The sequence below is a fragment of the Citrobacter sp. CK194 genome, from assembly GCF_030333395.1.
GTDB classification, from domain to species: Bacteria; Pseudomonadota; Gammaproteobacteria; order Enterobacterales; family Enterobacteriaceae; genus Citrobacter_B; species Citrobacter_B koseri.
Window position 1 is genome coordinate 257071 of the sequence record NZ_JAOWGA010000015.1, and the last position, 24752, is coordinate 281822.

Sequence of the window (24752 nt, forward strand, 5' to 3'; positions counted from 1 at the left end):
CGTTGGCTAAACGCGGCGCAATGGCGATTACTTGTCGAACAGATAATGATTCACCAGATTTTCCAGCAGTTCCTGATGGCCGCTTTGATGCACCGGCGCCAGATTACGCTGTTCAGCATAGTGCGCGACGTCGCTCAGGGATAACTGGCCTTTCAAAATTTGCTGGCCCAGTTCGCTATTCCAGCCGGAATAACGTTTCGCCACGCGTTTATCCAGTTCGCCATCTTCAATCATGCGCGCTGCCACTTTTAATGACAGCGCCATCGTGTCCATCGCGCCAATATGACCATAGAACAGATCGTATTTGTCGGTGCTCTGGCGACGAACCTTCGCGTCAAAGTTCAGCCCGCCGGTCGTGAAACCGCCCGCTTTCAGGATTTCATACATCACCAGCGCGTTCTCTTCGACGCTTACCGGGAACTGGTCGGTATCCCAGCCCAGCTGCGCATCGCCACGGTTGGCATCCACAGAACCAAAAATGCCCAGCGCAATGGCGGACGCAATCTCATGATGGAAAGAGTGGCCCGCCAGCGTAGCGTGGTTGGCTTCAATGTTCACCTTGATCTCTTTTTCCAGGCCGAACTGCTTGAGGAAGCCGTAAACCGTTGCCACATCGTAGTCATACTGGTGTTTTGTCGGCTCCTGCGGTTTTGGCTCGATCAGCAGCGTGCCCTGGAAACCTGTTTTATGTTTATGCTCCACCACCATCTGCATAAAGCGGCCAATCTGCTCGCGTTCCTGGCGCAGATCGGTATTCAGCAGGGTTTCATACCCTTCACGGCCTCCCCACAGAACGTAGTTTTCGCCGCCCAGTTTGTGCGTGGCGTTCATCGCGTTCACCACCTGCGTCGCCGCCCAACTGAAGACTTCCGGGTCCGGGTTCGTCGCCGCCCCGGCGCCGTAACGCGGGTTGGTAAAGCAGTTCGCGGTGCCCCATAACAGCTTCACGCCGCTCTGTTCTTGCTTCGACTCCAGCACATCGACCATCTGCGCAAAGTTGTTTTTATACTCTTTCAGCGAGGCGCCTTCCGGCGAAACATCCACATCGTGGAAGCAGTAGTAAGGCACGTTCAGCTTATGGAAAAATTCAAACGCCACATCCGCCTTGCGCTTCGCCAGCTCCAGCGCATCGCCGGGCTGTTGCCACGGACGGTTGAACGCGCCTACGCCAAACATATCCGCGCCGTTCCAGCAGAAGGTATGCCAGTAGCAGGCCGCAAAACGCAGATGCTCTTCCATGCGTTTACCCAGTACAATTTCATCTGGATTATAATGGCGGAAAGCTAACGGATTAGTGCTTTTAGGGCCTTCATAACGAACACGATCGAGTTGGTCAAAATAAGCCTGCATAATGAACTCCATAATCAGGTAATACGGCGAGGGATGGGTAATGGCGTAATATTGGTTACTCGATTCACATTGCTCAATTATGTTATTTCACTCTGCTATTTAGATAATTCGTAAGTGTGCGCTGCCTCGCAAAATAAAAGTAACCGTCTGCAAAAAATGGTTATTCATCAACAACGAAATGTAACGGGCGTAATGCGTCATTAAAAGTACGATCTCGATCATAATTCACGAAATAAACCAAAAATCGTAACTGCAAGATAAAAATCTATAATTGCCTTCCGCGTATTAACTGCTAAAAATCTGCTACGTCTCACGCTGTGATTGTTACTTTTACCGCTGTTCCCTCTAACAAAAGGCATCACGATTATGAAGATAAAAAACATCTTACTCACCGTCTGCACTTCACTCCTGCTCGCCAGCATAACGGGACATGCCAAAGAAGTTAAAATTGGTATGGCTATCGATGACTTACGTCTGGAACGCTGGCAAAAAGATCGCGATATTTTCGTGAGCAAGGCCGAATCTCTCGGCGCAAAAGTATTTGTACAATCTGCCAATGGTAATGAAGAAACCCAAATGCCGCAGATTGAAAACATGATCAACCGTGGCGTTGATGTTCTGGTCATTATTCCTTATAACGGGCAAGTATTAAGCAATGTCGTAAAAGAAGCGAAACAAGAAGGAATAAAAGTATTAGCGTACGACCGCATGATAAATGATGCCGACATCGATTTTTATATTTCTTTTGATAACGAAAAAGTCGGCGAATTACAGGCTCAGGCGTTGGTCGATAAAGTGCCTGAAGGGAATTATTTCCTGATGGGCGGCTCGCCGGTAGATAATAATGCAAAATTGTTCCGCGCCGGACAAATGAAAGTATTAAAACCTTATATCGACTCAGGAAAAATTAACGTCGTCGGCGATCAATGGGTGGACGGATGGTTGCCTGAAAATGCGCTGAAAATTATGGAAAATGCGCTGACCGCAAACAATAACAAAATTGACGCGGTTGTCGCTTCCAATGACGCGACCGCAGGCGGTGCGATTCAGGCGCTCAGCGCTCAGGGATTATCAGGAAAGGTCGCTATTTCCGGCCAGGATGCCGACCTTGCGGGCATTAAACGTATTGTCGCAGGCACGCAGACCATGACGGTTTATAAACCCATCACGCTACTGGCGAATACCGCCGCCGAGATCGCCGTCGAGCTGGGTAACGGGCAACAACCTAAGGCCGACGCCACGCTGAATAACGGTCTGAAAGATGTCCCTTCCCGTCTGCTTACTCCAATTGATGTTAATAAAACCAATATTGACGAAACCGTGATTAAAGACGGGTTCCACAAAAAGAGTGATCTGTAAACGTTGCGCCCTCTACAACAGCGGAGGGCGTCAAACCCTCCATGCCGGGTTCTCGCATTGGCTTATGTGGAGTAGTTATGCCCTATCTACTTGAAATGAAAAACATTACCAAGACCTTCGGCGCAGTGAAGGCAGTTGATAACGTCAGCCTCAGGCTTAATGCCGGGGAAATCGTTTCATTGTGCGGCGAAAATGGTTCGGGTAAATCAACGTTAATGAAAGTGCTGTGCGGTATTTACCCTCATGGCTCTTATGAAGGTGAAATTCTGTTTGCGGGAGAAACACTGCAAGCCAGTCATATTCGTGATACCGAACGTAAGGGCATTGCTATTATTCACCAGGAGTTAGCGCTGGTTAAGCACTTAACCGTGCTGGAAAATATCTTCCTGGGCAGCGAAATCACCCGTAACGGCATTCTTGATTACGACATGATGACGCTACGCTGCCAGAAGCTGTTAGATCAGGTCAGCTTGTCTATCTCACCGGATACCCGCGTGGGCGACCTGGGCCTGGGGCAACAACAGCTGGTAGAAATTGCCAAAGCGCTTAATAAACAAGTTCGGCTGCTGATTCTCGATGAGCCGACGGCCTCCCTCACGGAACAAGAAACCACCGTGCTGCTGGAAATTATTCGCGATCTGCAACAGCATGATATTGCGTGTATTTATATCTCACACAAGCTCAATGAAGTTAAAGCTATCTCGGACACAATCTGCGTGATCCGCGACGGCCAACATATTGGCACCCGCGCAGCCGCCGGAATGGAAGAAGACGATATCATCACCATGATGGTCGGTCGCGAGCTGACGGCGCTCTATCCTAATGAGCCGCATGCTACCGGGGAGGAGATTTTGCGCGTTGAGCGCCTTACCGCCTGGCATCCCGTCAACCGTCACATCAAACGCGTCAATGATGTCTCCTTTTCGCTGAAACGGGGCGAGATTCTCGGCATTGCAGGGCTGGTCGGCGCGGGCCGCACGGAGTTAGTGCAATGCCTGTTCGGCGTCTGGCCTGGGCGCTGGGAAGGAAAGGTTATGATCGATAATCAGGCCGTGGATATTCGTCATTGCCAGCAAGCGATCGCTCATGGCATTGCAATGGTGCCTGAAGACAGGAAACGCGACGGCATTGTGCCGGTTATGGCCGTCGGGAAAAATATCACGCTGGCGGCGCTCGATCGGTTCACCGGGAAGATAAGCCATCTTGACGATGCCGCAGAGCAAAAATGCATTCTGGAATCGCTGCAACGCCTGAAAGTGAAAACATCCTCGCCTGATTTAGCGATTGGGCGCCTTAGCGGCGGGAACCAACAAAAGGCCATACTGGCGCGCTGTCTCCTGCTGAACCCGCGTATTCTCATCCTCGATGAACCCACCCGAGGAATCGATATCGGCGCGAAATATGAAATCTACAAACTCATTAACCAGCTTGTTCAGCAAGGTATTGCTGTCATCGTCATCTCGTCGGAACTCCCCGAGGTTCTTGGATTAAGCGATCGCATCCTGGTGATGCACGAAGGAAAACTGAAAGCCAACCTGGTGAATCATAACCTGACTCAAGAACAGGTGATGGAAGCCGCATTGAGGAGCGAATATCATGTCGAAAAACAATCCGTCTGAAGTGAAACTCTCAGCCCCTCTGACGGGCGGTTTTCCTGGGTTAAAATCACTGAACCTACAGGTGTTCGTCATGATCGCGGCGATTATTGTGATCATGCTGTTCTTTACCTGGACCACGGAAGGCGCATACCTGAGCGCGCGCAACGTCTCCAACCTGCTTCGTCAGACGGCGATCACCGGTATTCTGGCCGTGGGGATGGTTTTCGTGATTATCTCTGCGGAAATCGACCTCTCCGTTGGCTCAATGATGGGGCTATTAGGCGGCGTCGCGGCAATCTGCGACGTCTGGCTGGGCTGGCCATTGCCGCTTACGATTGTTGTCACGCTGGCGCTGGGTTTACTGCTCGGCGCCTGGAACGGGTGGTGGGTCGCCTACCGGAAAGTCCCTTCGTTTATCGTCACCCTGGCCGGGATGCTGGCTTTCCGTGGCATTCTCATTGGCATCACGAATGGTACGACCGTCTCGCCCACCAGCTCGGCGATGTCGCAGATTGGTCAGAGCTACTTATCCAACGGTCTGGGCTTCACAATAGGCGCCATCAGCTTAATGGCGTTTATCGGCTGGCAATGGCGCGGGCGTATGCGTCGGCAGGCTCTGGCGCTTAGCACCCCGGCTTCTACTGCGGTAGTCGGTCGCCAGGCGCTAACCGCCGTCATTGTCCTGGGCGCAATCTGGCTGCTGAACGATTATCGCGGCGTTCCAACGCCCGTACTGCTGCTGGTATTCCTGCTGCTTGGCGGTATGTTTATGGCGACGCGAACGGCGTTTGGCCGGAGAATTTATGCGATTGGCGGCAATCTGGAAGCCGCTCGTCTCTCCGGCATTAACGTTGAGCGAACCAAACTGGCAGTCTTCGCCATCAACGGCCTGATGGTGGCGATTGCAGGGCTGATACTCAGTTCGCGCCTCGGCGCCGGATCGCCTTCCGCCGGGAACATTGCCGAGCTGGACGCGATTGCCGCCTGCGTGATCGGCGGAACCAGCCTGGCGGGTGGCGTGGGTAGCGTCGCGGGCGCCGTCATGGGGGCGTTTATTATGGCCTCTCTTGATAACGGAATGAGTATGATGGACGTGCCCACATTCTGGCAGTACATCGTGAAAGGTGCGATCTTGTTACTGGCAGTATGGATGGACTCAGCAACTAAACGTCGTTCCTGAATTCCAGAAAAGGGGTCATGCTCAATGCCGGTCAACACGTACCGGCATTGTCCTTTATGACTGATTCAGCAGGGAAAGAACTATGTTTGAGAAACGCCACCGTATCACACTGTTATTTAATGCAAATAAAGCCTACGACCGTCAGGTAGTGGAAGGCGTGGGTGAATATTTACAGGCATCGCAATCGGAATGGGATATCTTCATTGAAGAAGACTTCCGCGCGCGAATTGATAACATCAAAGAGTGGTTGGGCGATGGCGTCATTGCCGACTACGATGACGATGACATTGCTCAGGCGCTTGCCGATGTGGATGTGCCCATTATCGGCGTCGGCGGTTCTTACCACCTTGCTGCACACTATCCATCCGTCCATTATATCGCCACCGATAACTACGCTCTGGTGGAAAGCGCCTTTCTGCACCTGAAAGAAAAAGGGATCAATCGCTTCGCCTTTTATGGCCTGCCCGCCTCCAGCGGCAAGCTCTGGGCGGCCGAGCGTGAATACGCGTTCTGCCAACTGGTTGCACAAGAAAAATACCGTGGCGTGGTCTATCAGGGGCTGGAAACCGCACCGGAAAACTGGCAGCACGCGCAAAACCGGCTGGCGGACTGGCTGCAAACCCTGCCGCCGCAAACCGGGATTATCGCCGTTACCGACGCCCGGGCAAGACATGTGCTGCAAGTTTGCGAGCATCTGCATATCCCGGTTCCCGAAAAGCTGTGCGTCATCGGTATTGATAACGAAGAACTGACCCGTTATCTGTCGCGGGTCGCGCTGTCATCGGTCGCTCAGGGAGCCAGGCAGATGGGCTATCAGGCGGCAAAACTGCTACACCGCCTGCTGGATAAGGAAGTGCTGCCGCTGCAACGTATTCTGGTTCCGCCTGTGCGCGTCGTTGAGCGTCGCTCGACGGACTACCGCTCATTGACCGACCCGGCCGTCATACAGGCGATGCATTTCATCCGTAACCATGCCTGCAAAGGTATTAAAGTCGATCAGGTGCTGGACGCAGTCGGTATCTCCCGCTCAAACCTGGAGAAACGGTTTAAAGAAGACGTCGGGGAGACCATTCACGCCGTTATTCATGCTGAAAAACTGGAAAAAGCGCGCAGCCTGTTAATTTCAACCACGCTGCCGATTAACGAAATATCACAGATGTGCGGCTACCCATCCCTGCAATATTTCTATTCTGTTTTCAAAAAGGAGTATGACACGACGCCAAAAGAGTACCGCGATCGGTACAGTGAGGTGTTGTTGTAGCGGTGGCAGGTGGTCGTTTGTAGGCCCGGTAAGCGAAGCGCCACCGGGCGTTTGTGCCGGATGGCGGCGCAAGCGCCTTATCCGGCCTACAAAATCGGGTCATTACATATGCGCGGCGATTAAACGCTGGTTATCCTGATACATCGCGAACAGATAGTTGTTGTAGCTCTGCCCTTTCGTCGAATAACCCTTCAGCTTATGGATCATTGCGCTTGCGGTAACTTCCTGATCCGCCTTACGCAACTGGGCGCGAGACTTACGGAAAGACGAGTAAGCAGGATGCGTGTTCAGGTTAATCACGTACGCGTTAACCGACTCTTTAACCGAACCGAACTGCGAGTAACCTTTCACTTTACCCGGCGCATTGGTACAACGCCCTTTTCCGCATTTCATGCCGAACAGGTTATTGTTGTTGCGCGCCAGTTTAGAGGTTCCCCAGCCGCTTTCCGCCGCCGCCATCGTCGCCACCATACTGGTCGGGATGATGTCTACGCGTTCCAGCAAGGTATTCCACGGAATGTTACGCGTGTTGCCAGACCACTTTACCTTGTAGCGCGCCGCGATATCTTTCATACGCGTACGCTCAGAAGGCGACCAGCGGTTCTGGTACTGTTTTGAAATCAGCCAGTTACGATCCGCAGTAATCGCAGCATTTTGACTGGTGATAAAAGGCATAACCGTCCGGAGAAACGCTTTTTTCCTTGGTGTTCCGGAAGGGTATTTTCGCAAATCAGGAAGTGAACTACTCTTTGCACTATTGCGAGAATACTCTTGTTTACTGCTTACCTGTTTATGACCTGTCTTGGTTACGTGGGACTTTTGACTCGTTGTTGTCGTGTGCGCCTTCGCCAGCACCTCACCCGAAAATACTACGGTGAGTAACATAAGAATCATTGCCCCATATCGTCGTATGGGCGTCAATATCATTAGGTCTCCTGGTCGGATTTATACATTCCAACGCCTTATATTTTTCAAAAAAATGAGAGATGAATCTCAAATCATATCAAAAATAACCGTCAAGAGCACCCCAAGGAATAGTCCAATTCCGAAACCCTGTCACGCAATAATGGCGAAGAACGCTATTAATACGAAGAAAATGTGGTGGTTATCGCAAAACATGGCTATTTTCTGCGCACGATCGCTCACCCTCGCGCCTCAGCCTGGCGGAATACGCCAGAGGGATGAGTTATCCGCTATCTTTCAACGGCATACTGGCTAAAATCGCAGCAATAAGGAAAGCGTAATGAAACTTACCGCTTTTGCGCTGGCGCTTATGCCCGGCATCGTATTCGCCTCATCATGGACATCTCAGGGATTCCCGCCCTTTACGGCGGAAGGTACGGGTAAGTTTGTCAGCCATGCCGCGTTGACGAAAGGTACGCGCCCTTTGACGCTGCATATTGACCAACAGTGCTGGCAACCTGCTGATGCCATAAAACTCAATCAGATGCTGTCGCTCAAACCGTGTGAAGGCACGCCGCCGCAGTGGCGACTGTTTAAAGACGGCGACTATTCGCTGGAGATTGATACCCGCTCCGGTACGCCAACGCTGACGCTGTCGATAAAAAGCACCGCCGATCCCGTCGCCAGCACGGTGCGCCAGTGCCCGACGTGGAACGGCTCGCCGCTGACCCTGGAGGTGAGTCACACCTTCCCGGAAGGCGCGGTCGTGCGCGATTACTACAGCCAGCAAACCGCTACCGTTAAGAACGGTCAGATTACGTTACAACCCGGCGCGACCAGCAACGGGCTTTTGTTGCTTGAACGCGCGGAAACCAACGCGCCCGCCGCATTCAACTGGCATAACGCGACGGTCTACTTTGTGCTGACAGACCGTTTCCAGAACGGCGATCCGACGAATGACCAAAGCTATGGCCGCCACAAAGACGGCATGGAGGAGATTGGCACCTTTCATGGCGGTGATTTACGCGGGCTGGCAGACAAGCTGGACTATCTGCAACACCTGGGAGTGAATGCCCTGTGGATCAGCGCGCCGTTCGAGCAAATCCACGGCTGGGTCGGCGGCGGTACGAAAGGGGACTTCCCGCATTATGCCTACCACGGCTATTACACCCAGGACTGGACCACGCTGGACGCCAATATGGGCAGCGAGGACGACCTTCGCGCGTTAGTCGATGGCGCACACCAGCGCGGCATCCGTATTCTGTTTGATGTGGTGATGAACCACACGGGCTACGCCACGCTGGCGGACATGCAGACATTCCGGTTTGGCGCGCTGTATCTGCAAGGCGATGAGCTGAAAAAGACGCTGGGCGAACGCTGGACCGACTGGAAGCCCGCCGCCGGGCAAAGCTGGCACAGCTTTAATGACTACATCAACTTCAGCGACAAAGCGGCATGGGAAGCATGGTGGGGGAAAGAATGGATTCGCACGGATATTGGCGATTATGACAATCCAGGCTTTGACGATTTGACCATGTCACTGGCCTTCCTGCCCGATATTAAAACGGAATCCACAACCCCTTCCGGCCTGCCGGTGTTCTATAAAAACAAACCGGATACCCGTGCAAAAGCCATTGAGGGCTACACGCCGCGGGATTATCTGACCCACTGGCTCAGTCAGTGGGTGCGTGATTACGGCATCGACGGGTTCCGCGTAGATACCGCCAAACACGTCGAACTTCCTGCCTGGCAGCAGTTGAAAAACCAGGCCAGCGCGGCGTTGACCGAGTGGAAACAGGCCAACCCGGAAAAGACGCTGGACGACACGCCTTTCTGGATGACCGGTGAAGCCTGGGGCCACGGTGTCATGCAGAGTGATTATTACCGCCACGGCTTTGATGCGATGATCAACTTTGATTACCAGGAGCAGGCGGCAAAAGCGGTCGATTGTCTGGCGGATATGGACGCCACCTGGCAGCAAATGGCAGAGAAATTACAGGATTTCAACGTGCTGAGTTATCTCTCTTCGCACGACACGCGCCTCTTTCGGGAAGGCGGCGATAAGGCCGCAGAGCTTCTGCTGCTGGCGCCCGGCGCCGTGCAGATCTTTTATGGCGACGAATCCGCACGCCCCTTTGGCCCGACGGGTTCCGATCCGCTGCAAGGCACCCGTTCTGACATGAACTGGCAGGATATCAACGGTAAATCCGCCGCCACCGTCGCCCACTGGCAGCGAATCAGCCAGTTCCGCGCCAGACACCCCGCCATCGGCGCCGGTAAGCAAACCACGCTCTCGCTAAAGCAGGGATACGGTTTTGTGCGCGAGCACGACGGCGATAAGGTCATGGTCGTCTGGGCGGGTCGCCCTTAATCCTGCCTGACGTCCGGCGTGCCCATCCGCCGGACGTCTCATCAAAACAAAACACCAGCCAGATAAAAATCTTCAGCATAAAGCATCAACCACGGCGTTAACGCCTGATTTGCACCCTGCCATAGGTAGCGCTATGGTTAGCCACTTTGATAATGAGTTCGACAGACCACCTGCTATGACATTCTCACTTTTTGGCGACAAATTTACCCGCCATTCAGGCATTACCCGCCTGATGGAAGACCTCAATGACGGCTTACGCACGCCCGGCGCAATCATGCTCGGCGGGGGTAATCCAGCGCAAATCCCGGAAATGCAGAATTACTTCCATTCGCTACTGGGCGAAATGCTGGAAAACGGCAAAGCCACTGATGCGCTTTGTAATTATGACGGTCCGCAGGGAAAAACGGAGCTACTGACAGCGCTCGCGTCGCTGCTGCGTGAGAATCTGGGTTGGGATATCGAACCACAGAATATTGCACTAACAAACGGCAGTCAGAGCGCGTTTTTCTACTTGTTTAATCTCTTCGCCGGACGCCGCGCCGACGGGACGACTAAAAAAGTGCTGTTCCCGCTGGCGCCGGAATACATTGGTTATGCCGATTCCGGGCTGGAAGAGGATCTTTTCGTTTCTGCTCGCCCGAATATCGAGCTATTGCCGGAAGGTCAGTTCAAATACCACGTTGATTTTGAACATCTGCGCATCGGGGAAGAGACTGGCATGATCTGCGTGTCGCGCCCGACTAACCCAACAGGCAATGTGATTACCGACGAAGAGCTGATGAAGCTGGATACCCTTGCCAATCAGCACGGCATCCCGCTGGTGATCGATAACGCCTACGGCGTTCCCTTCCCGGGCATTATTTTCAGCGAAGCACGCCCGCTGTGGAATCCGAATATCATCCTGTGCATGAGCCTCTCCAAACTGGGGCTGCCCGGCACCCGCTGCGGCATCATTATCGCCAATGAAAAAATCATCACCGCCATCACCAATATGAACGGCATTATCAGCCTGTCGCCTGGCGGTATTGGCCCGGCAATGATGTGCGAAATGATTAAGCGTAACGACCTGCTGCGCCTGTCGGAAACGGTAATAAAACCGTTCTACTACCAGCGCGTACTGGAAACAATCGCGACCATTCGCCGGTATTTACCGGAAAATCGCTGCCTGATCCATAAACCGGAAGGCGCTATTTTCCTCTGGCTGTGGTTCAAAGATTTGCCGATTTCGACTGAATTGCTGTACCAGCGTCTGAAAGCGCGCGGCGTATTGATGGTTCCCGGCGACTACTTCTTCCCGGGGCTGGACAAACCCTGGCCGCATACGCACCAGTGCATGCGGATGAACTACGTTCCCGATCCGCAAAAAATTGAGGCAGGGGTGAAAATTCTTGCTGAAGAGGTTGAGCGCGCCTGGCGCGAAGGCTGACAGCCCCCCCGGTCATCGCCTGGCCGGGGTGACACTCAGACGGGTTGCGCGTGCAGTCGTTGTCGCTGCACGTTTTCCACATCAAGGCACTGCAACGCGTCAGTCGGGCAAGCCTCCACGCATGCCGGGCCCGTTTCACGGTGCCAGCAGAGATCGCATTTAATCGCCTGTACGCGTGAGGTTCGCGACACAACGTTCATCGCGCCGAACGGGCACGCCAGCATACAGCTTTTACACCCGATACAGTGCGCTTGTTCCACGAAGATGTGCCCATGATCGCGGCGAATGGCCTGCGTTGGGCACACGTTCGCGCAGGGGGCATCTTCACACTGGCGACATGCCGCCGCCGTGGTAAACGCATCGTCTTTAATGACCCGGATGCGGGAGACAAATTCCCCGGACGACACCGCCGCACAGTCCTGGTTCTCCTGATGCGCCACTACGCAGGCAACCTCACAGGTACGACAGCCGATACATTTCGCCGCATCCGCCATGATAAATCGGTTCATTGCCCTCTCCACCTGCGTAAAACCCCAGAGTGCCAGAGAGGGCGCGATCGCTGCTTTGATCCGACGAGGGAAACGATTAAATTTTGTCAGATGCCCATCATCTTCCGGGCGCCTGCCTTAATCGCGCACGGTAAAACCCAACTCATTCGAGATCGCCTGCGCGGTGTCACGCAGGGGTTTGAGCAGATTTTTCTCGCCAATTTGCTTAAGCCGGGACGTCGAAAGCGAAATAGAGATGGCGTATGGCACCCGATGGTGAATATCAAACACCGGCACGGCAATGCAGGAAACGCCCAGCTCATTCTCTTCGCGATCCATCGCCATACCGCTTTCACGAATTTGCGCCAGCTCGTCATACATCGCCGGCAACCCGGTAATGGTGTTACGGGTCAACGGCTGGATCTGATCCTTGTGGCTTTCCCAATAGGTTTCCACATAGTCAGGATGGCCGAACGCCATGTAAATCTTCCCCATCGCAGAGCAATACAGCGGCATATGCTGACCGATATAGGCGCGGGTGCGCAGCATGCCGGTGGTCGGCTCCAGCTTATAGATCAGGATGGCATGATCGTCTTCACGGCTGGAGAAGTTGACGGTCTCGCCAGTGGCGATATTCAGCGTCTCAAGATGCGGTGCAGCCACATGAATGATATTCAGCGATGACAGGGCTTTCTGCCCGACAGCGATAAATTTAGTGGTCAGACGATAGCTTCCGGCGGCAGGCGCGGGGGTGACATACCCGCAGGACTGCAATCCCTGTAGCAGTCGATGCACGGTACTTTTGTTCAGCCCGGCCAGTTCAGACAAGTGCGCCAGCGGGCATCCGTTCGGGTAGTTACTGAGGATCTCAATCAGCATCAAACCACGGAACAGGCTCTGACTACCGGCTGGCCTCTCTTTTTCTTGCGTCATTTCGCTCTCTTTTATGCCCATCGCTTCCGCTCCCCTTTTCGTCGCGCTCTGATGGTAGCGCAAAGTGTGTTTCAGTTCACGATCTGAACCGAAAAAACACAACTATTTGATTTTGATGATTTTAAAAAATAGACCACCCCGTTGATCTGTCAAAATTTGATCGCTATATTTGAAATCAGATTTCGCATAGTGAAATTTAAAGATAAAAAAGCGGTCAAAAATAAACGGGAGAAGCAGGAATGAAAGTGACTTTTGAGCAGTTAAAAGAGGCGTTCAATCGGGTGCTGCTGGCGCGCGGCGTTGCGGCGGAAACGGCTGACGCCTGTGCAGAAATGTTTGCCCGTACCACAGAATCCGGCGTCTATTCGCATGGCGTGAATCGCTTTCCCCGTTTCATTCAGCAACTGGATAATGGCGACATCATTCCTGATGCCAGACCGCAGCGCATCACCAGCCTTGGCGCCATCGAGCAGTGGGATGCTCAGCGATCCATCGGCAATCTGACGGCGAAAAAAATGATGGATCGCGCCATTGAACTGGCTTCCGACCACGGCATCGGCCTGGTGGCGTTACGCAATGCCAACCACTGGATGCGCGGCGGCAGCTACGGCTGGCAGGCGGCGGAAAAAGGCTACATCGGCATCTGCTGGACCAACTCTATCGCCGTGATGCCGCCGTGGGGGTCAAAAGAGTGCCGCATTGGCACGAACCCGCTGATTGTCGCCATCCCTTCATCGCCAATCACCATGATCGATATGTCGATGTCGATGTTCTCCTACGGCATGTTAGAGGTGAACCGGCTGGCGGGACGTGAACTGCCGGTAGACGGCGGGTTCGACGATGAAGGCAATTTGACCAAAGAACCTGGCGTGATCGAAAAAAATCGCCGCATTTTGCCGATGGGCTACTGGAAAGGGTCAGGTCTGTCGATTGTGCTGGATATGATCGCCACCCTGCTTTCCGACGGCGCTTCCGTTGCCGAAGTTACCCAGGAAAACAGCGACGAATACGGCGTTTCGCAGATCTTCATCGCTATTGAGGTCGATAAGCTGATTGATGGCGCCACGCGCGATGCCAAACTCCAGCGCATTATGGATTTCGTCACCACCGCTGAGCGCGCCGATGAGAACGTGGCAATCCGTCTGCCAGGCCACGAATTTACCCGGCTGCGGGATGAAAATCGCCGCAACGGCATCACCGTCGATGACAGCATATGGGCCAAAATCCAGGCGCTGTAAGGAGGCATAGCATGATATTTGGACATATCGCACAGCCCAATCCGTGTCGTCTGCCAGACGCGATTGAAAAGGCGCTCGATTTCTTACGCACTACCGACTTTCGCATGCTGGACCCTGGGGTGGTGGAAATCGACGGCAAAAATATTTTTGCCCAGATAATTGATTTAACCACCCGCACTGCGGCTGAAAACCGTCCAGAAGTTCATCGCCGTTATCTGGATATTCAGTTTCTCGCCTGGGGTGAAGAAAAAATAGGGGTTGCCATCGACACCGGTAATAACCAAATCAGCGAATCGTTATTAGAACAGCGCGATATTATTTTCTATCACGACAGTGAACATGAATCTTTCTTTGAAATGGTTCCGGGAAGCTACGCTATTTTTTTCCCGCAGGATGTTCATCGCCCTGGCTGCAATAAAACGGTCGCGACACCCATACGGAAAATCGTCGTTAAAGTGGCAATATCCGCTTTATAAAACGTTATCTTTGGAGCACAACATGAAAACGAACAATACCGGTTATATTATCGGTGCGTATCCCTGTGCACCCTCATTTCACCAAAAGAGTGAAGAGGAAGAGAAGGAATTCTGGCGGCAACTCTCCGATACTCCTGATATTCGTGGGCTGGAGCAACCCTGCCTTGAACATCTTCACCCACTCGGCGACGCGTGGTTATTGCGCCATACGCCAGGCAACTGGCAAATCGTCGTGACGGCGATTATGGAAACCATGCGCCGTCGCGGTGAAAACCGCGGCTTTGGGCTGGCCTCCAGCAATGAAGATCAGCGTCAGGCCTGTGTGGCGTACTATCGCCACCTTTACCAGAAGATCACGACAATCAACGCGGCAAGCGCCGGGAAAGTGATCGCGCTTGAGCTGCACGCCGCACCGCTGGCCGATAACCCAAACGTCGCGCAGGCAACGGACGCATTTGCCCGTTCAGTGAAAGAGATCGCTGGCTGGGACTGGCCGTGCGACCTGGTGCTGGAACACTGCGACGCGATGACCAGCGCCGCGCCGCGCAAAGGATTCCTGCCTCTGGACAACGTGCTGGAGGTAATTGCCGACTACGACATCAGCGTTTGCATTAACTGGGCGCGTTCCGCCATTGAAGGACGCAACACCACCCTGCCACTAACCCATACGCAGCAGGTAAAACAGGCCGGTAAACTCGGCGCGCTGATGTTCTCCAGTACAACGCAAAGCGGTGAATACGGCGAATGGCAGGATTTACATGCGCCTTTCGCGCCTTTCTGCCCTGACAGCATGATGACGCAAGAACATGCCCGTGAATTACTGACCTGCGCAGGAACAGACGTTCTGCAATTCATGGGTATTAAGTTACTGGAAATTAACGCTAATGCCGACGTCAGTCACCGCGTAGCGATATTACGCGACGGCATTACGGCATTAAATAACGCCAAATAATAAGACGTTGCCGGATGGCGGCGTAGGTCTGATAAGCAAAACGTCATCAGGCATTAAATAATTTACTTTTCATCGCCAGAATACTTACTTTACGAGAATACGAAGATGAATATGACCTCTCGCCCTACAGAAAAAGATATACCTCGTCAGCGTTGGCTGCGAATTATTCCGCCCATTCTGATTACCTGTATTATTTCTTATATGGACCGCGTGAATATTGCTTTCGCGATGCCTGGCGGAATGGATGCCGAATTAGGTATTTCCGCCACTATGGCCGGTCTGGCTGGCGGGATTTTCTTCATCGGCTATCTGTTCTTACAGGTTCCCGGCGGCAAAATCGCCGTTCACGGCAGCGGCAAGAAATTTATCGGCTGGTCGCTGGTTGCCTGGGCGGTCATTTCCGTCCTCACAGGCTTAATCACCAACCAGTATCAATTGCTTGCCCTGCGTTTCTTACTGGGTGTGGCGGAAGGCGGCATGCTGCCCGTCGTACTGACGATGATCAGCAACTGGTTCCCGGATGCTGAACGCGGTCGTGCGAACGCCATTGTGATTATGTTTGTGCCGATTGCCGGGATTATCACCGCCCCGCTCTCCGGCTGGATAATCACCGTACTCGACTGGCGCTGGCTGTTCATTATTGAAGGTCTGCTCTCTCTCGTCGTGCTGGTGCTGTGGGCGTACACCATTTATGACCGGCCGCAGGAAGCCCGCTGGATCTCCGGGGCGGAAAAAAACTATCTGGTGGAAACCCTCGCCGCAGAACAGAAAGCCATTGCCGGAAGCGAAGTCAAAAACGCCTCTCTCAGCGCGGTCCTTTCCGACAAAACCATGTGGCAACTTATCGCCCTGAACTTCTTCTATCAGACCGGGATTTACGGTTACACCCTCTGGCTGCCAACCATCCTCAAAGAGCTGACCCACAGCAGCATGGGGCAAGTCGGCATGCTCGCCATTTTGCCGTACGTCGGCGCGATCGCCGGGATGTTCCTGTTCTCTTTCCTATCCGACCGCACGGGTAAACGCAAACTGTTTGTCTGCCTGCCGCTGATTGGCTTCGCCCTGTGCATGTTCCTGTCGGTGGCGCTGAAAAACCAAATCTGGCTGGCCTATGCCGCGCTGGTCGGCTGTGGCTTCTTCCTGCAATCGGCGGCGGGCGTTTTCTGGACGATCCCGGCACGTCTGTTCAGCGCCGAGATGGCGGGCGGCGCACGCGGCGTTATCAACGCGCTTGGCAACCTCGGCGGCTTCTGCGGCCCCTACGCGGTTGGCGTACTGATCACGTTGTACAGCAAAGATGCGGGCGTCTATTGCCTGGCGATCTCCCTGGCGCTGGCCGCGTTGCTGGCGCTGTTGCTGCCCGCGAAATGCGATGCGGGTTCGACACCGGCAAAGACAATGAGCCCGCGTAAACACGCCGCGTAACACCATGCCCGGGGCGCAGCGCTTACCGGGCCTACAAAACCCGTAGGCCGGATAAGCGTGGCGCCATCCGGCAAAAATGAGACATGAAAGATGAGAGAGAAAGAGGCCTTCTGGCTGGGCATCGATTGTGGCGGTACTTATCTGAAAGCCGGTTTGTATGACGCCAAAGGTCATGAGCATGGGATCAACCGGCAGTCGTTACAGACGGCAACGCCACTGCCGGGTTACGCCGAACGCGACATGCACCAGCTCTGGCAACAGTGTGCAGCCACCATTGCCGGGCTTTTGCAGCGTACAGGCATCTCCGGCGAGCAAATTAAAGGCGTCGGTATCTCCGCTCAGGGTAAAGGACTGTTTCTGCTCGACAGGCAGGAGCAGCCGCTGGGCAGCGCCATTCTCTCTTCCGACCGCCGGGCGCTAAAGATTGTCCAGCGCTGGCAGCAGGACGGCATTCCTGAACAGCTTTACCCCGTTACCCGCCAGACGCTGTGGACCGGGCATCCCGCCTCTCTGCTGCGCTGGATTAAAGAGAACGACCCTCAACGTTACGCACAAATTGGCTGCGTGATGATGGGGCATGACTATCTGCGCTGGCGCTTAACCGGCATAAAAGGGTGCGAAGAGAGCAACATTTCTGAGTCCAACCTCTACAACATGAGCAGCGGGCAGTATGACCCGCGCCTGACCCAATGGTTGGGCATCAGTGAAATCGACGATGCGCTGCCCCCCATTATGGGGTCAGCCGAAATATGCGGGGAGATCACTGCTCAGGCAGCCGCCATCACCGGTCTGAAGGCGGGCACGCCCGTCGTCGGTGGTCTGTTTGACGTGGTTTCCACCGCGCTCTGCGCCGGTATTGAAGATGAATTCACCCTCAACGCGGTGATGGGCACCTGGGCGGTGACCAGCGGGATCACCGAGGGGTTGCGCGACCACGAAGCGCACCCTTATGTCTATGGCCGCTACGTCAACGACGGGCAGTACATCGTTCACGAAGCCAGCCCTACCTCATCCGGCAATCTTGAATGGTTTACCGCCCAATGGGGCGAACTCTCTTTTGACGAGATCAACCAGGCCGTCGCCAGTCTGCCGAAAGCGAGCGGCGAACTCTTTTTCCTGCCGTTTCTGTACGGCAGCAATGCCGGGCTGGAGATGACCTGCGGCTTTTACGGCATGCAAGCGCTGCATACCCGCGCGCATCTGCTACAGGCCATTTACGAAGGGGTGGTGTTCAGCCACATGACCCATCTCAACCGTATGCGCGAACGCTTTACTGAGGCGCACACCCTGCGCGTGACCGGCGGCCCGGCGCACTCCGACGTCTGGATGCAGATGCTGGCGGATATCAGCGGCCTGCGCATCGAACTGCCGCAGGTTGAAGAGACCGGCTGCTTTGGCGCCGCGCTCGCCGCCCGCGTCGGCACCGGCGTATACCGCAGTTTCAGCGAGGCTCAGCACGCCTTACGGCACCCGGTACGCACGCTGATGCCCGACATGGCCGCGCACCGTCTTTATCAGCGCAAATACCACCAATACCAGGATTTGATTCAGGCATTACAGGGCTACCACGCCCGCATTAAGGAGCACGCATTATGAGCCGACCATTACTGCAACTGGCGCTCGACCACACCAACCTTCAGGCGGCGCTTCGCGATGTCGCCCTGTTACAGGACCACGTCGATATCGTTGAGGCTGGCACCATCCTCTGTTTAACCGAGGGGCTGGGCGCGGTGAAAGCGCTGCGCACCCTGTGCCCGGATAAAATCATCGTTGCCGACTGGAAGGTGGCCGATGCGGGCGAAACGCTCGCGCAGCAGGCTTTTGCCGCAGGCGCCAACTGGATGACGATTATCTGTGCGGCGCCGCTCGCCACGGTGGAGAAAGGCCATGCCGTCGCGCAATCCTGCGGCGGTGAAATTCAAATGGAGCTGTTCGGCAACTGGACGCTGGACGATGCCCGTGCGTGGTATCGCACCGGTGTGCGTCAGGCGATTTACCACCGTGGGCGCGACGCGCAGGCCAGCGGACAGCAGTGGGGAGACGCGGATCTGGCACGGATGAAGGCGCTTTCTGATATTGGCCTGGAGCTGTCGATTACCGGCGGCATTACGCCTGCCGATCTGCCGTTGTTTAAAGATATTCGCGTCAAAGCATTTATCGCCGGACGCGCGCTGGCAGGGGCGGCGCATCCGGCACAGGTTGCTGCCGGGTTCCACGCGCAAATTAACGCCATCTGGGGAGAGCAGCATGCGTAATCATCCGTTAGGTATCTATGAAAAAGCGCTGGCAAAAGACCTCAGTTGGCCGGAGCGCCTGGTGCTGGCGAAAAGCTGCGGCTTTGACTTTGTCGAAATGTCGGTGGATGAGACCGACGAACGCCTGTCGCGCCTGGACTGGAGCCCCACGCAGCGGGCGTCGCTGGTGACCGCCATGCTGGAAACCGGCGTGGCCATCCCGTCAATGTGCCTGTCCGCGCATCGTCGCTTTCCCTTCGGCAGTCGCGATGAGGCCGTACGCCAGCGGGCGCGCGACATCATGACCAAAGCGATTCACCTGGCGCGCGATCTGGGTATCCGCACCATTCAACTGGCGGGTTATGACGTCTATTACGAAGAACATGACGAAGGTACGCAACAACGCTTTGCCGAAGGGCTGGCGTGGGCGGTGGAGCAAGCCGCAGCGGCGCAGGTGATGCTGGCGGTGGAGATCATGGACACCGCCTTTATGAACTCCATCAGCAAATGGAAAAAATGGGACGCGCTGCTCGCCTCGCCGTGGTTTAGCGTTTACCCGGATGTCGGCAATCTCAGCGCCTGGGGCAACGACGTCGCCGCTGAGCTGAAGCTCGGTATTGACCGCATCGCCGCCATCCACCTGAAAGACACGCAGCCGGTGACCGAGAACAGCCCCGGTCAGTTCCGCGACGTGCCGTTCGGCGAAGGGTGCGTGGATTTTGTCGGCATCTTCAAAACGCTGCATGAGCTGAACTACCGTGGCGCGTTTTTGATTGAGATGTGGACGGAAAAGGCCAAAGAGCCGGTGCTGGAAATTATCCAGGCGCGGCGCTGGATAGAAGCGCGTATGCAGGAAGGAGGATTCACATGTTAGAGCAGTTAAAAGCCGAGGTGCTGGCAGCCAATCTGGCGCTTCCGGCACACCATCTGGTGACATTCACCTGGGGTAACGTCAGCGCCGTCGATGAAACGCGAAAACTGATGGTCATTAAACCTTCCGGCGTTGAATATGACGTCATGACCGCCGACGATATGGTGATGGTGGAGATCGCCAGCGGCAAGGTCGTTGAAGGCAGCAAAAAGCCCTCATCCGATACGCCGACGCATCTGGCGCTCTATCGTCGTTATCCGCAGATCGGCGGAATTGTGCATACCCATTCCCGCCATGCAACGATCTGGTCACAGGCGGGTCTTGACCTGCCCGCCTGGGGCACCACGCATGCCGACTATTTCTATGGCGCAATCCCCTGTACCCGGCTGATGACCGTGGAGGAAATTAAAGGGGAATACGAATACCAGACGGGCGAGGTAATCATCAAAACCTTTGAAGAGCGCGGTCTGAACCCAATGCAGATCCCGGCGGTATTAGTCCATTCACACGGGCCATTCGCCTGGGGGAAAGACGCCGCTGACGCCGTGCATAACGCCGTGGTGCTTGAGGAGTGCGCCTATATGGGGCTGTTTTCCCGCCAGCTCACGCCGCAGCTACCGGATATGCAGCCAGAATTGCTCGACAAACATTATCTGCGTAAACACGGCGCGAACGCCTATTACGGGCAGTAAGACAATAAAAAAATCCCTGGGCGTAAAACGTCCAGGGTAAGAATCCGAAGGCGACATCACGCTACGGAATAAACGGTTACTGACCTCAGCGATATCGGTATTGATAATCTACATTGTCCACCACACTATAAAGCGGTTGAATATCATCCAGTGCCAGTATGTATCCACTTCCTTTCACGCAGACAATTGAATTCTTCGGTAGCCCCAGCAGACTTAATTTATTATTTAGATTTTTGACGACTTTAGATAAACGCTGCGTGGAAGCACATAATTCATTTTTTTCCCAAACGTTGATGAGTAATTCATCCTTTGAGACATATTGTGAACGTGCATTGACCAAAAGGTAAACAAACAGATGGAGCATTGTCCGATTAAAAAACACTCCACAGAAAGAGATGACGCTATCCATTTTATTAACCGGCAGCCGGAAAATTCGAGCTTCGTTAATATCAAGGAATATTTCCCTGCCAATCATAAATCCATGTAACTGATATTCCATACTTTAGATACTCACGTTGAGCTAAACCAGAGATACCTGCTCATGTTCACCTCCTCCTTGATTATTGGGTAAGCCTCAAGTGTAAAAAAAAGCAATTTATTTTCAATAGTTAACCGACACAACTCTTTTCCCACACCTTTCTGATGGGGTATAGGTTTAATAGCTGAAAAAAATATTTGTATAAATTAATGTAATTACTAAAGACAAACGATTAGCAGTATAAGCTAAATAGACAGGGCTGGTGCATGTGACAATTAAATATTATATATTTATCTCAAATTACAGTTAATAATGCTGCGCCGGGTTCCCTACGACCGAACAGCGGCTTCACTCTCCCCGGCGCCATGCCCGATGGCGCTACGCTTATCGAGCCTACATGTGCGATTTCCCGTAGGCCGGATAAGGCGAAGCCGCCATCCGGCAACGTGGTTATACGGCGCTTAAAACAGCCCCAGCGGTTTATCGGAATAGCTCACCAGCAGACATTTGGTTTGCTGATAATGCTCCAGCATCATTTTGTGGGTCTCGCGGCCAATCCCCGACTGCTTATAGCCGCCGAACGCAGCATGCGCCGGGTAAGCATGATAGCAGTTGGTCCATACGCGTCCCGCCTGAATACCGCGCCCCATTTTGTACGCCAGGTTGCCGTTACGACTCCAGACTCCGGCGCCAAGCCCGTACTGGGTGTCGTTAGCCAGTTCCAGCGCTTCCTCCATCGTCCTGAAGGTCGTCACCGCCAGCACCGGGCCAAAAATCTCCTCCTGGAAGACGCGCATATTGTTCTTACCAAACAGGATGGTCGGTTCGAGGTAATAGCCCTCTTTCAGCTCTCCTTCCAGCTGCTTGCGCCGTCCGCCGGTTAACACATCCGCGCCTTCTTTCTTACCGATATCAATGTAGTTGAGGATGGTTTCCAGTTGACCCTGGGAGACCTGCGCGCCCATCTGCGTAACGCTGTCGAGCGGGTTACCGCTGCGAATGCTTTCGACGCGACGAATGGCCCGCTCCATAAAGCGCTCATAAATAGACTCCTGTACCAGCGCACGGCTCGGGCAGGTACAAACTTCGCCCTGGTTAAAGGCAAACAGCGCAAAGCCCTCCAGCGCCTTGTCGAAAAACGCATCCTCTTCATCCATCACATCGGCAAAGAAGATATTGGGGGACTTACCGCCCAGCTCCAGCGTTACCGGGATAATGTTTTGTGTCGCGTACTGCATGATCTGTTGCCCGACTTCCGTCGAACCGGTAAAAGCCACCTTCGCGATCCGCTTCGACGTCGCCAGATATTCGCCGATCTCTCCGCCCGCGCCGTTCACGACGTTGACCACGCCCGGCGGGAGCAGGTCGCCAACGATTTCCATCAGCAACAGAACCGAAAGCGGCGTCAGACGCGCAGGTTTGAGCACCACGCAGTTCCCCGCTGCCAGCGCCGGAGCCATTTTCCAGCTCGCCATCAGCAGCGGGAAGTTCCACGGGATGATCTGCCCCACCACGCCCAGAGGTTCATGGAAGTGATAGGCCACCGTTTCGCTGTCAACTTCGCTGATACCGCCCTCTTGTGCGCGGATACAGGACGCAAAATAGCGGAAATGGTCGATCGCCAGCGGCACGTCGGCAGCGCTGGTTTCACGGATGGGTTTGCCGTTATCCCAGGTTTCCGCCGTTGCCAGCAGTTCCAGGTTTTGCTCCATGCGATCGGCAATCTTAAACAGAATCGCGGCGCGATCCTGCACGGACGTATGCGCCCACTGTTCTTTCACTTTATGCGCGGCATCCAGCGCCAGATCGATATCTTTTTTGCCGGAAGAGGCGACTTCACACAGCAGTTGCCCGGTCACCGGCGTCAGATTCTGGTAATACTCGCCGTCTGCCGGTGCAACCCAGTCTCCGCCGATAAAGTTGTCATAGCGGGCTTTTAATTTCAGAGGAAAACCATACTCACCGGGCTGAATACGCGTTGAAGGGGGATTATTGGTCATGACCGTCTCCTTACTGTAGGGGTACTACAAAGGTTAGACGGGACTGGCGAAATCTTCGCCAGCCTTTTACTGCTTTACGACTGCGGTCACGATATAGACAAGCGGATGTTTAAGCCGTTTCACCTTACCGCACAGTGTAGGCCCGATAAGCACAGCGCCATCGGGCATGACGCCGGAATGACACGATGCGTATATCCGGCAATCACTCAATTACATCGCCGCGTGGTAAATCGCCATGATCTCGTCGTGGGTCGCCTGAATAGGGTTGGTCAGGCCACAGGCGTCTTTCAGCGCATTGGTCGCCAGCACGGAAATATCTTCTTCTTTCACATTCAGGTCGCGCAGGCCCGCCGGAATGTTGACCTGCTGCGCCAGCTGACGGATAGCGTCAATGCACGCTTTCGCGCCGTCGGCTTCACTCATCCCGGTTACATTAACGCCCATCGCAGCCGCACAGTCACGCAGACGGACTGCCGCGACCTGGCTGTTAAATACCTGAACGTGCGGCAACAGCACCGCATTACATACGCCGTGCGGCAGATTGTAGAAGCCGCCGAGCTGGTGCGCCATCGCGTGGACATAGCCCAGAGAAGCATTGTTAAACGCCATACCAGCCAGGAATTGCGCATAGGCCATCGCTTCGCGCGCCTGCGCGTTGCTGCCCTCTTCCACGGCAATCGCCAGGTTTTCCGCAATCATAGAGATGGCTTTCAGCGCGCACGCATCAGTAATCGGCGTTGCGGCAATAGAAACATAGGCTTCAATGGCGTGGGTTAACGCATCCATGCCGGTCGCGGCAGTCAGCGATTTCGGCATCCCCATCATCAACGAAGAGTCATTCACAGAGAGCAGCGGCGTAACGTGTTTATCCACAATCGCCATCTTGATATGGCGCGCTTCGTCGGTAATGATGCAGAAGCGGGTCATTTCTGATGCCGTTCCCGCCGTCGTGTTGATGGCAATCATCGGTAGCTGAGGTTTCGCGGAGCGATCCACGCCTTCATAGTCGCGGATGTCGCCGCCGTTCGCCGCCACCAGCGCGATGCCTTTCGCACAGTCGTGCGGAGAGCCGCCGCCCAGCGAAATTACGCTATCGCACCCGTGTTCTTTCAGGAGTTTCAGCCCGGCAGCCACGTTTTCGGTGGTCGGGTTCGGCTGCGTGCCATCATAAATAACGCTGAAAATATCGCGTTCCTGCAACGCTTTCTGAATATCTCCAGCCATGCCTAATGTTGTCAACATGCTATCCGTGACAATTAATGTACGGCGAAAACCATATTCCGCCATAGTATTCATTGCTTCTTTTAATGCACCAGCGCCGATTACATTCACGGAAGGAATAAAAAATGTTGAAGCAGCCATTGTACCATCCTTAATTACTGAAATAAGGCTGGCAGCATACGGATGAACCTGTCGTGAAAATATGATCGCTGTTGTTATTTTCCCATTATAAAATATAAAAAAGCACATTAGGTTCATCGCCTGCTGTGCTTTATATAATTCAAGAAAATAATTGT

The 24752-nt window shown here is 54.1% G+C and carries 21 protein-coding genes; 14 read left to right on the forward strand and 7 right to left on the reverse strand.

Annotated elements, in window-relative coordinates:
- Positions 1–27: 27 nt before the first annotated feature.
- On the reverse strand, positions 28–1350 hold the full coding sequence (gene xylA, locus OGX80_RS06655; RefSeq protein ID WP_047460345.1) for a xylose isomerase: 1323 nt from the start codon (positions 1348–1350) through the stop codon (positions 28–30).
- A 366-nt stretch (positions 1351–1716) separates the two neighbouring features.
- On the opposite strand from xylA, the gene xylF reads away from it, so the two are divergent.
- The 4 genes from xylF to xylR all read left to right on the forward strand — a co-directional run bounded on the left by xylF (position 1717) and on the right by xylR (position 6748).
- On the forward strand, positions 1717–2709 hold the full coding sequence (gene xylF / locus OGX80_RS06660; RefSeq protein WP_286471152.1) for a D-xylose ABC transporter substrate-binding protein: 993 nt from the start codon (positions 1717–1719) through the stop codon (positions 2707–2709).
- Between the two features lie 77 nt (positions 2710–2786).
- Positions 2787–4328 (forward strand): xylose ABC transporter ATP-binding protein, encoded by a 1542-nt coding sequence (locus OGX80_RS06665; protein WP_012135704.1) that lies wholly within the window; start codon positions 2787–2789, stop codon positions 4326–4328.
- Positions 4306–5487, forward strand: a complete 1182-nt coding sequence (gene xylH, locus OGX80_RS06670; protein ID WP_012135705.1) for a xylose ABC transporter permease XylH — start codon at positions 4306–4308, stop codon at positions 5485–5487. The genes OGX80_RS06665 and xylH overlap by 23 nt, the downstream gene beginning before the upstream one ends.
- A gap of 82 nt (positions 5488–5569) precedes the next feature.
- A complete protein-coding gene (gene xylR, locus OGX80_RS06675; RefSeq protein WP_115180988.1) occupies positions 5570–6748 on the forward strand; it encodes a D-xylose utilization transcriptional activator XylR in 1179 nt (392 codons plus the stop codon).
- A gap of 102 nt (positions 6749–6850) precedes the next feature.
- Here the strand turns inward: xylR and OGX80_RS06680 are convergent, their stop codons facing one another.
- Entirely contained in the window at positions 6851–7675 is an 825-nt protein-coding gene (locus OGX80_RS06680; protein WP_024131053.1) for a protein bax, read from the reverse strand.
- Positions 7676–7991: 316 nt separating this feature from the next.
- Here OGX80_RS06680 and malS point away from each other — a divergent pair, with 316 nt between their 5' ends.
- Together malS and avtA are read left to right on the forward strand one after the other, a co-directional pair.
- Positions 7992–10022, forward strand: a complete 2031-nt coding sequence (gene malS / locus OGX80_RS06685) for an alpha-amylase (protein ID WP_115180987.1) — start codon at positions 7992–7994, stop codon at positions 10020–10022.
- Positions 10023–10197: 175 nt separating this feature from the next.
- Positions 10198–11448, forward strand: a complete 1251-nt coding sequence (avtA, locus tag OGX80_RS06690) for a valine--pyruvate transaminase (RefSeq protein WP_058668269.1) — start codon at positions 10198–10200, stop codon at positions 11446–11448.
- A gap of 35 nt (positions 11449–11483) precedes the next feature.
- Here the strand turns inward: avtA and OGX80_RS06695 are convergent, their stop codons facing one another.
- A complete protein-coding gene (locus OGX80_RS06695) occupies positions 11484–11957 on the reverse strand; it encodes a 4Fe-4S dicluster domain-containing protein (protein ID WP_115180986.1) in 474 nt (157 codons plus the stop codon).
- A gap of 117 nt (positions 11958–12074) precedes the next feature.
- The gene (yiaJ, locus tag OGX80_RS06700) at positions 12075–12890 is read right to left on the reverse strand and encodes an IclR family transcriptional regulator YiaJ (RefSeq protein WP_058668270.1); all 816 of its coding nucleotides are present in this window, start codon (positions 12888–12890) and stop codon (positions 12075–12077) included.
- Positions 12891–13108: 218 nt separating this feature from the next.
- Here yiaJ and yiaK point away from each other — a divergent pair, with 218 nt between their 5' ends.
- The 8 genes from yiaK (at position 13109) to araD (ending at position 20757) form a co-directional block, all read left to right on the forward strand.
- Positions 13109–14107 carry a 3-dehydro-L-gulonate 2-dehydrogenase gene (gene yiaK, locus OGX80_RS06705; protein ID WP_115180985.1) on the forward strand — a complete coding sequence of 333 codons (999 nt, stop codon included), beginning with the start codon at positions 13109–13111 and terminating at the stop codon, positions 14105–14107.
- Between the two features lie 11 nt (positions 14108–14118).
- On the forward strand, positions 14119–14583 hold the full coding sequence (locus OGX80_RS06710) for a YhcH/YjgK/YiaL family protein (RefSeq protein ID WP_115180984.1): 465 nt from the start codon (positions 14119–14121) through the stop codon (positions 14581–14583).
- A 22-nt stretch (positions 14584–14605) separates the two neighbouring features.
- Positions 14606–15535 carry a DUF4862 family protein gene (locus OGX80_RS06715; RefSeq protein WP_115180983.1) on the forward strand — a complete coding sequence of 310 codons (930 nt, stop codon included), beginning with the start codon at positions 14606–14608 and terminating at the stop codon, positions 15533–15535.
- A gap of 105 nt (positions 15536–15640) precedes the next feature.
- Positions 15641–16960: an MFS transporter gene (locus tag OGX80_RS06720; protein ID WP_047460323.1), complete on the forward strand. Its 1320-nt coding sequence runs from the start codon at positions 15641–15643 to the stop codon at positions 16958–16960.
- Positions 16961–17050: 90 nt separating this feature from the next.
- On the forward strand, positions 17051–18556 hold the full coding sequence (locus tag OGX80_RS06725) for an FGGY-family carbohydrate kinase (RefSeq protein WP_115180982.1): 1506 nt from the start codon (positions 17051–17053) through the stop codon (positions 18554–18556).
- Positions 18553–19215 (forward strand): 3-keto-L-gulonate-6-phosphate decarboxylase UlaD, encoded by a 663-nt coding sequence (gene ulaD, locus OGX80_RS06730; protein ID WP_115180981.1) that lies wholly within the window; start codon positions 18553–18555, stop codon positions 19213–19215. Before OGX80_RS06725 ends, ulaD begins: the two co-directional genes overlap by 4 nt.
- Positions 19208–20068, forward strand: coding sequence for an L-ribulose-5-phosphate 3-epimerase (locus OGX80_RS06735; protein WP_012135721.1), 861 nt, complete (start codon positions 19208–19210; stop codon positions 20066–20068). The genes ulaD and OGX80_RS06735 overlap by 8 nt, the downstream gene beginning before the upstream one ends.
- Entirely contained in the window at positions 20062–20757 is a 696-nt protein-coding gene (gene araD / locus OGX80_RS06740; protein ID WP_115180980.1) for an L-ribulose-5-phosphate 4-epimerase, read from the forward strand. The genes OGX80_RS06735 and araD overlap by 7 nt, the downstream gene beginning before the upstream one ends.
- Before the next feature lie 85 nt (positions 20758–20842).
- Here araD and OGX80_RS06745 read toward each other — a convergent pair whose 3' ends face one another.
- The 3 genes from OGX80_RS06745 to yiaY all read right to left on the reverse strand — a co-directional run bounded on the left by OGX80_RS06745 (position 20843) and on the right by yiaY (position 24597).
- Entirely contained in the window at positions 20843–21256 is a 414-nt protein-coding gene (locus OGX80_RS06745; protein WP_012135723.1) for a winged helix-turn-helix domain-containing protein, read from the reverse strand.
- 440 nt (positions 21257–21696) lie between these two features.
- Entirely contained in the window at positions 21697–23235 is a 1539-nt protein-coding gene (gene aldB / locus OGX80_RS06750) for an aldehyde dehydrogenase AldB (RefSeq protein WP_115180979.1), read from the reverse strand.
- A 210-nt stretch (positions 23236–23445) separates the two neighbouring features.
- Positions 23446–24597, reverse strand: a complete 1152-nt coding sequence (gene yiaY, locus OGX80_RS06755; RefSeq protein WP_115180978.1) for an L-threonine dehydrogenase — start codon at positions 24595–24597, stop codon at positions 23446–23448.
- Positions 24598–24752 lie beyond the last annotated feature (155 nt).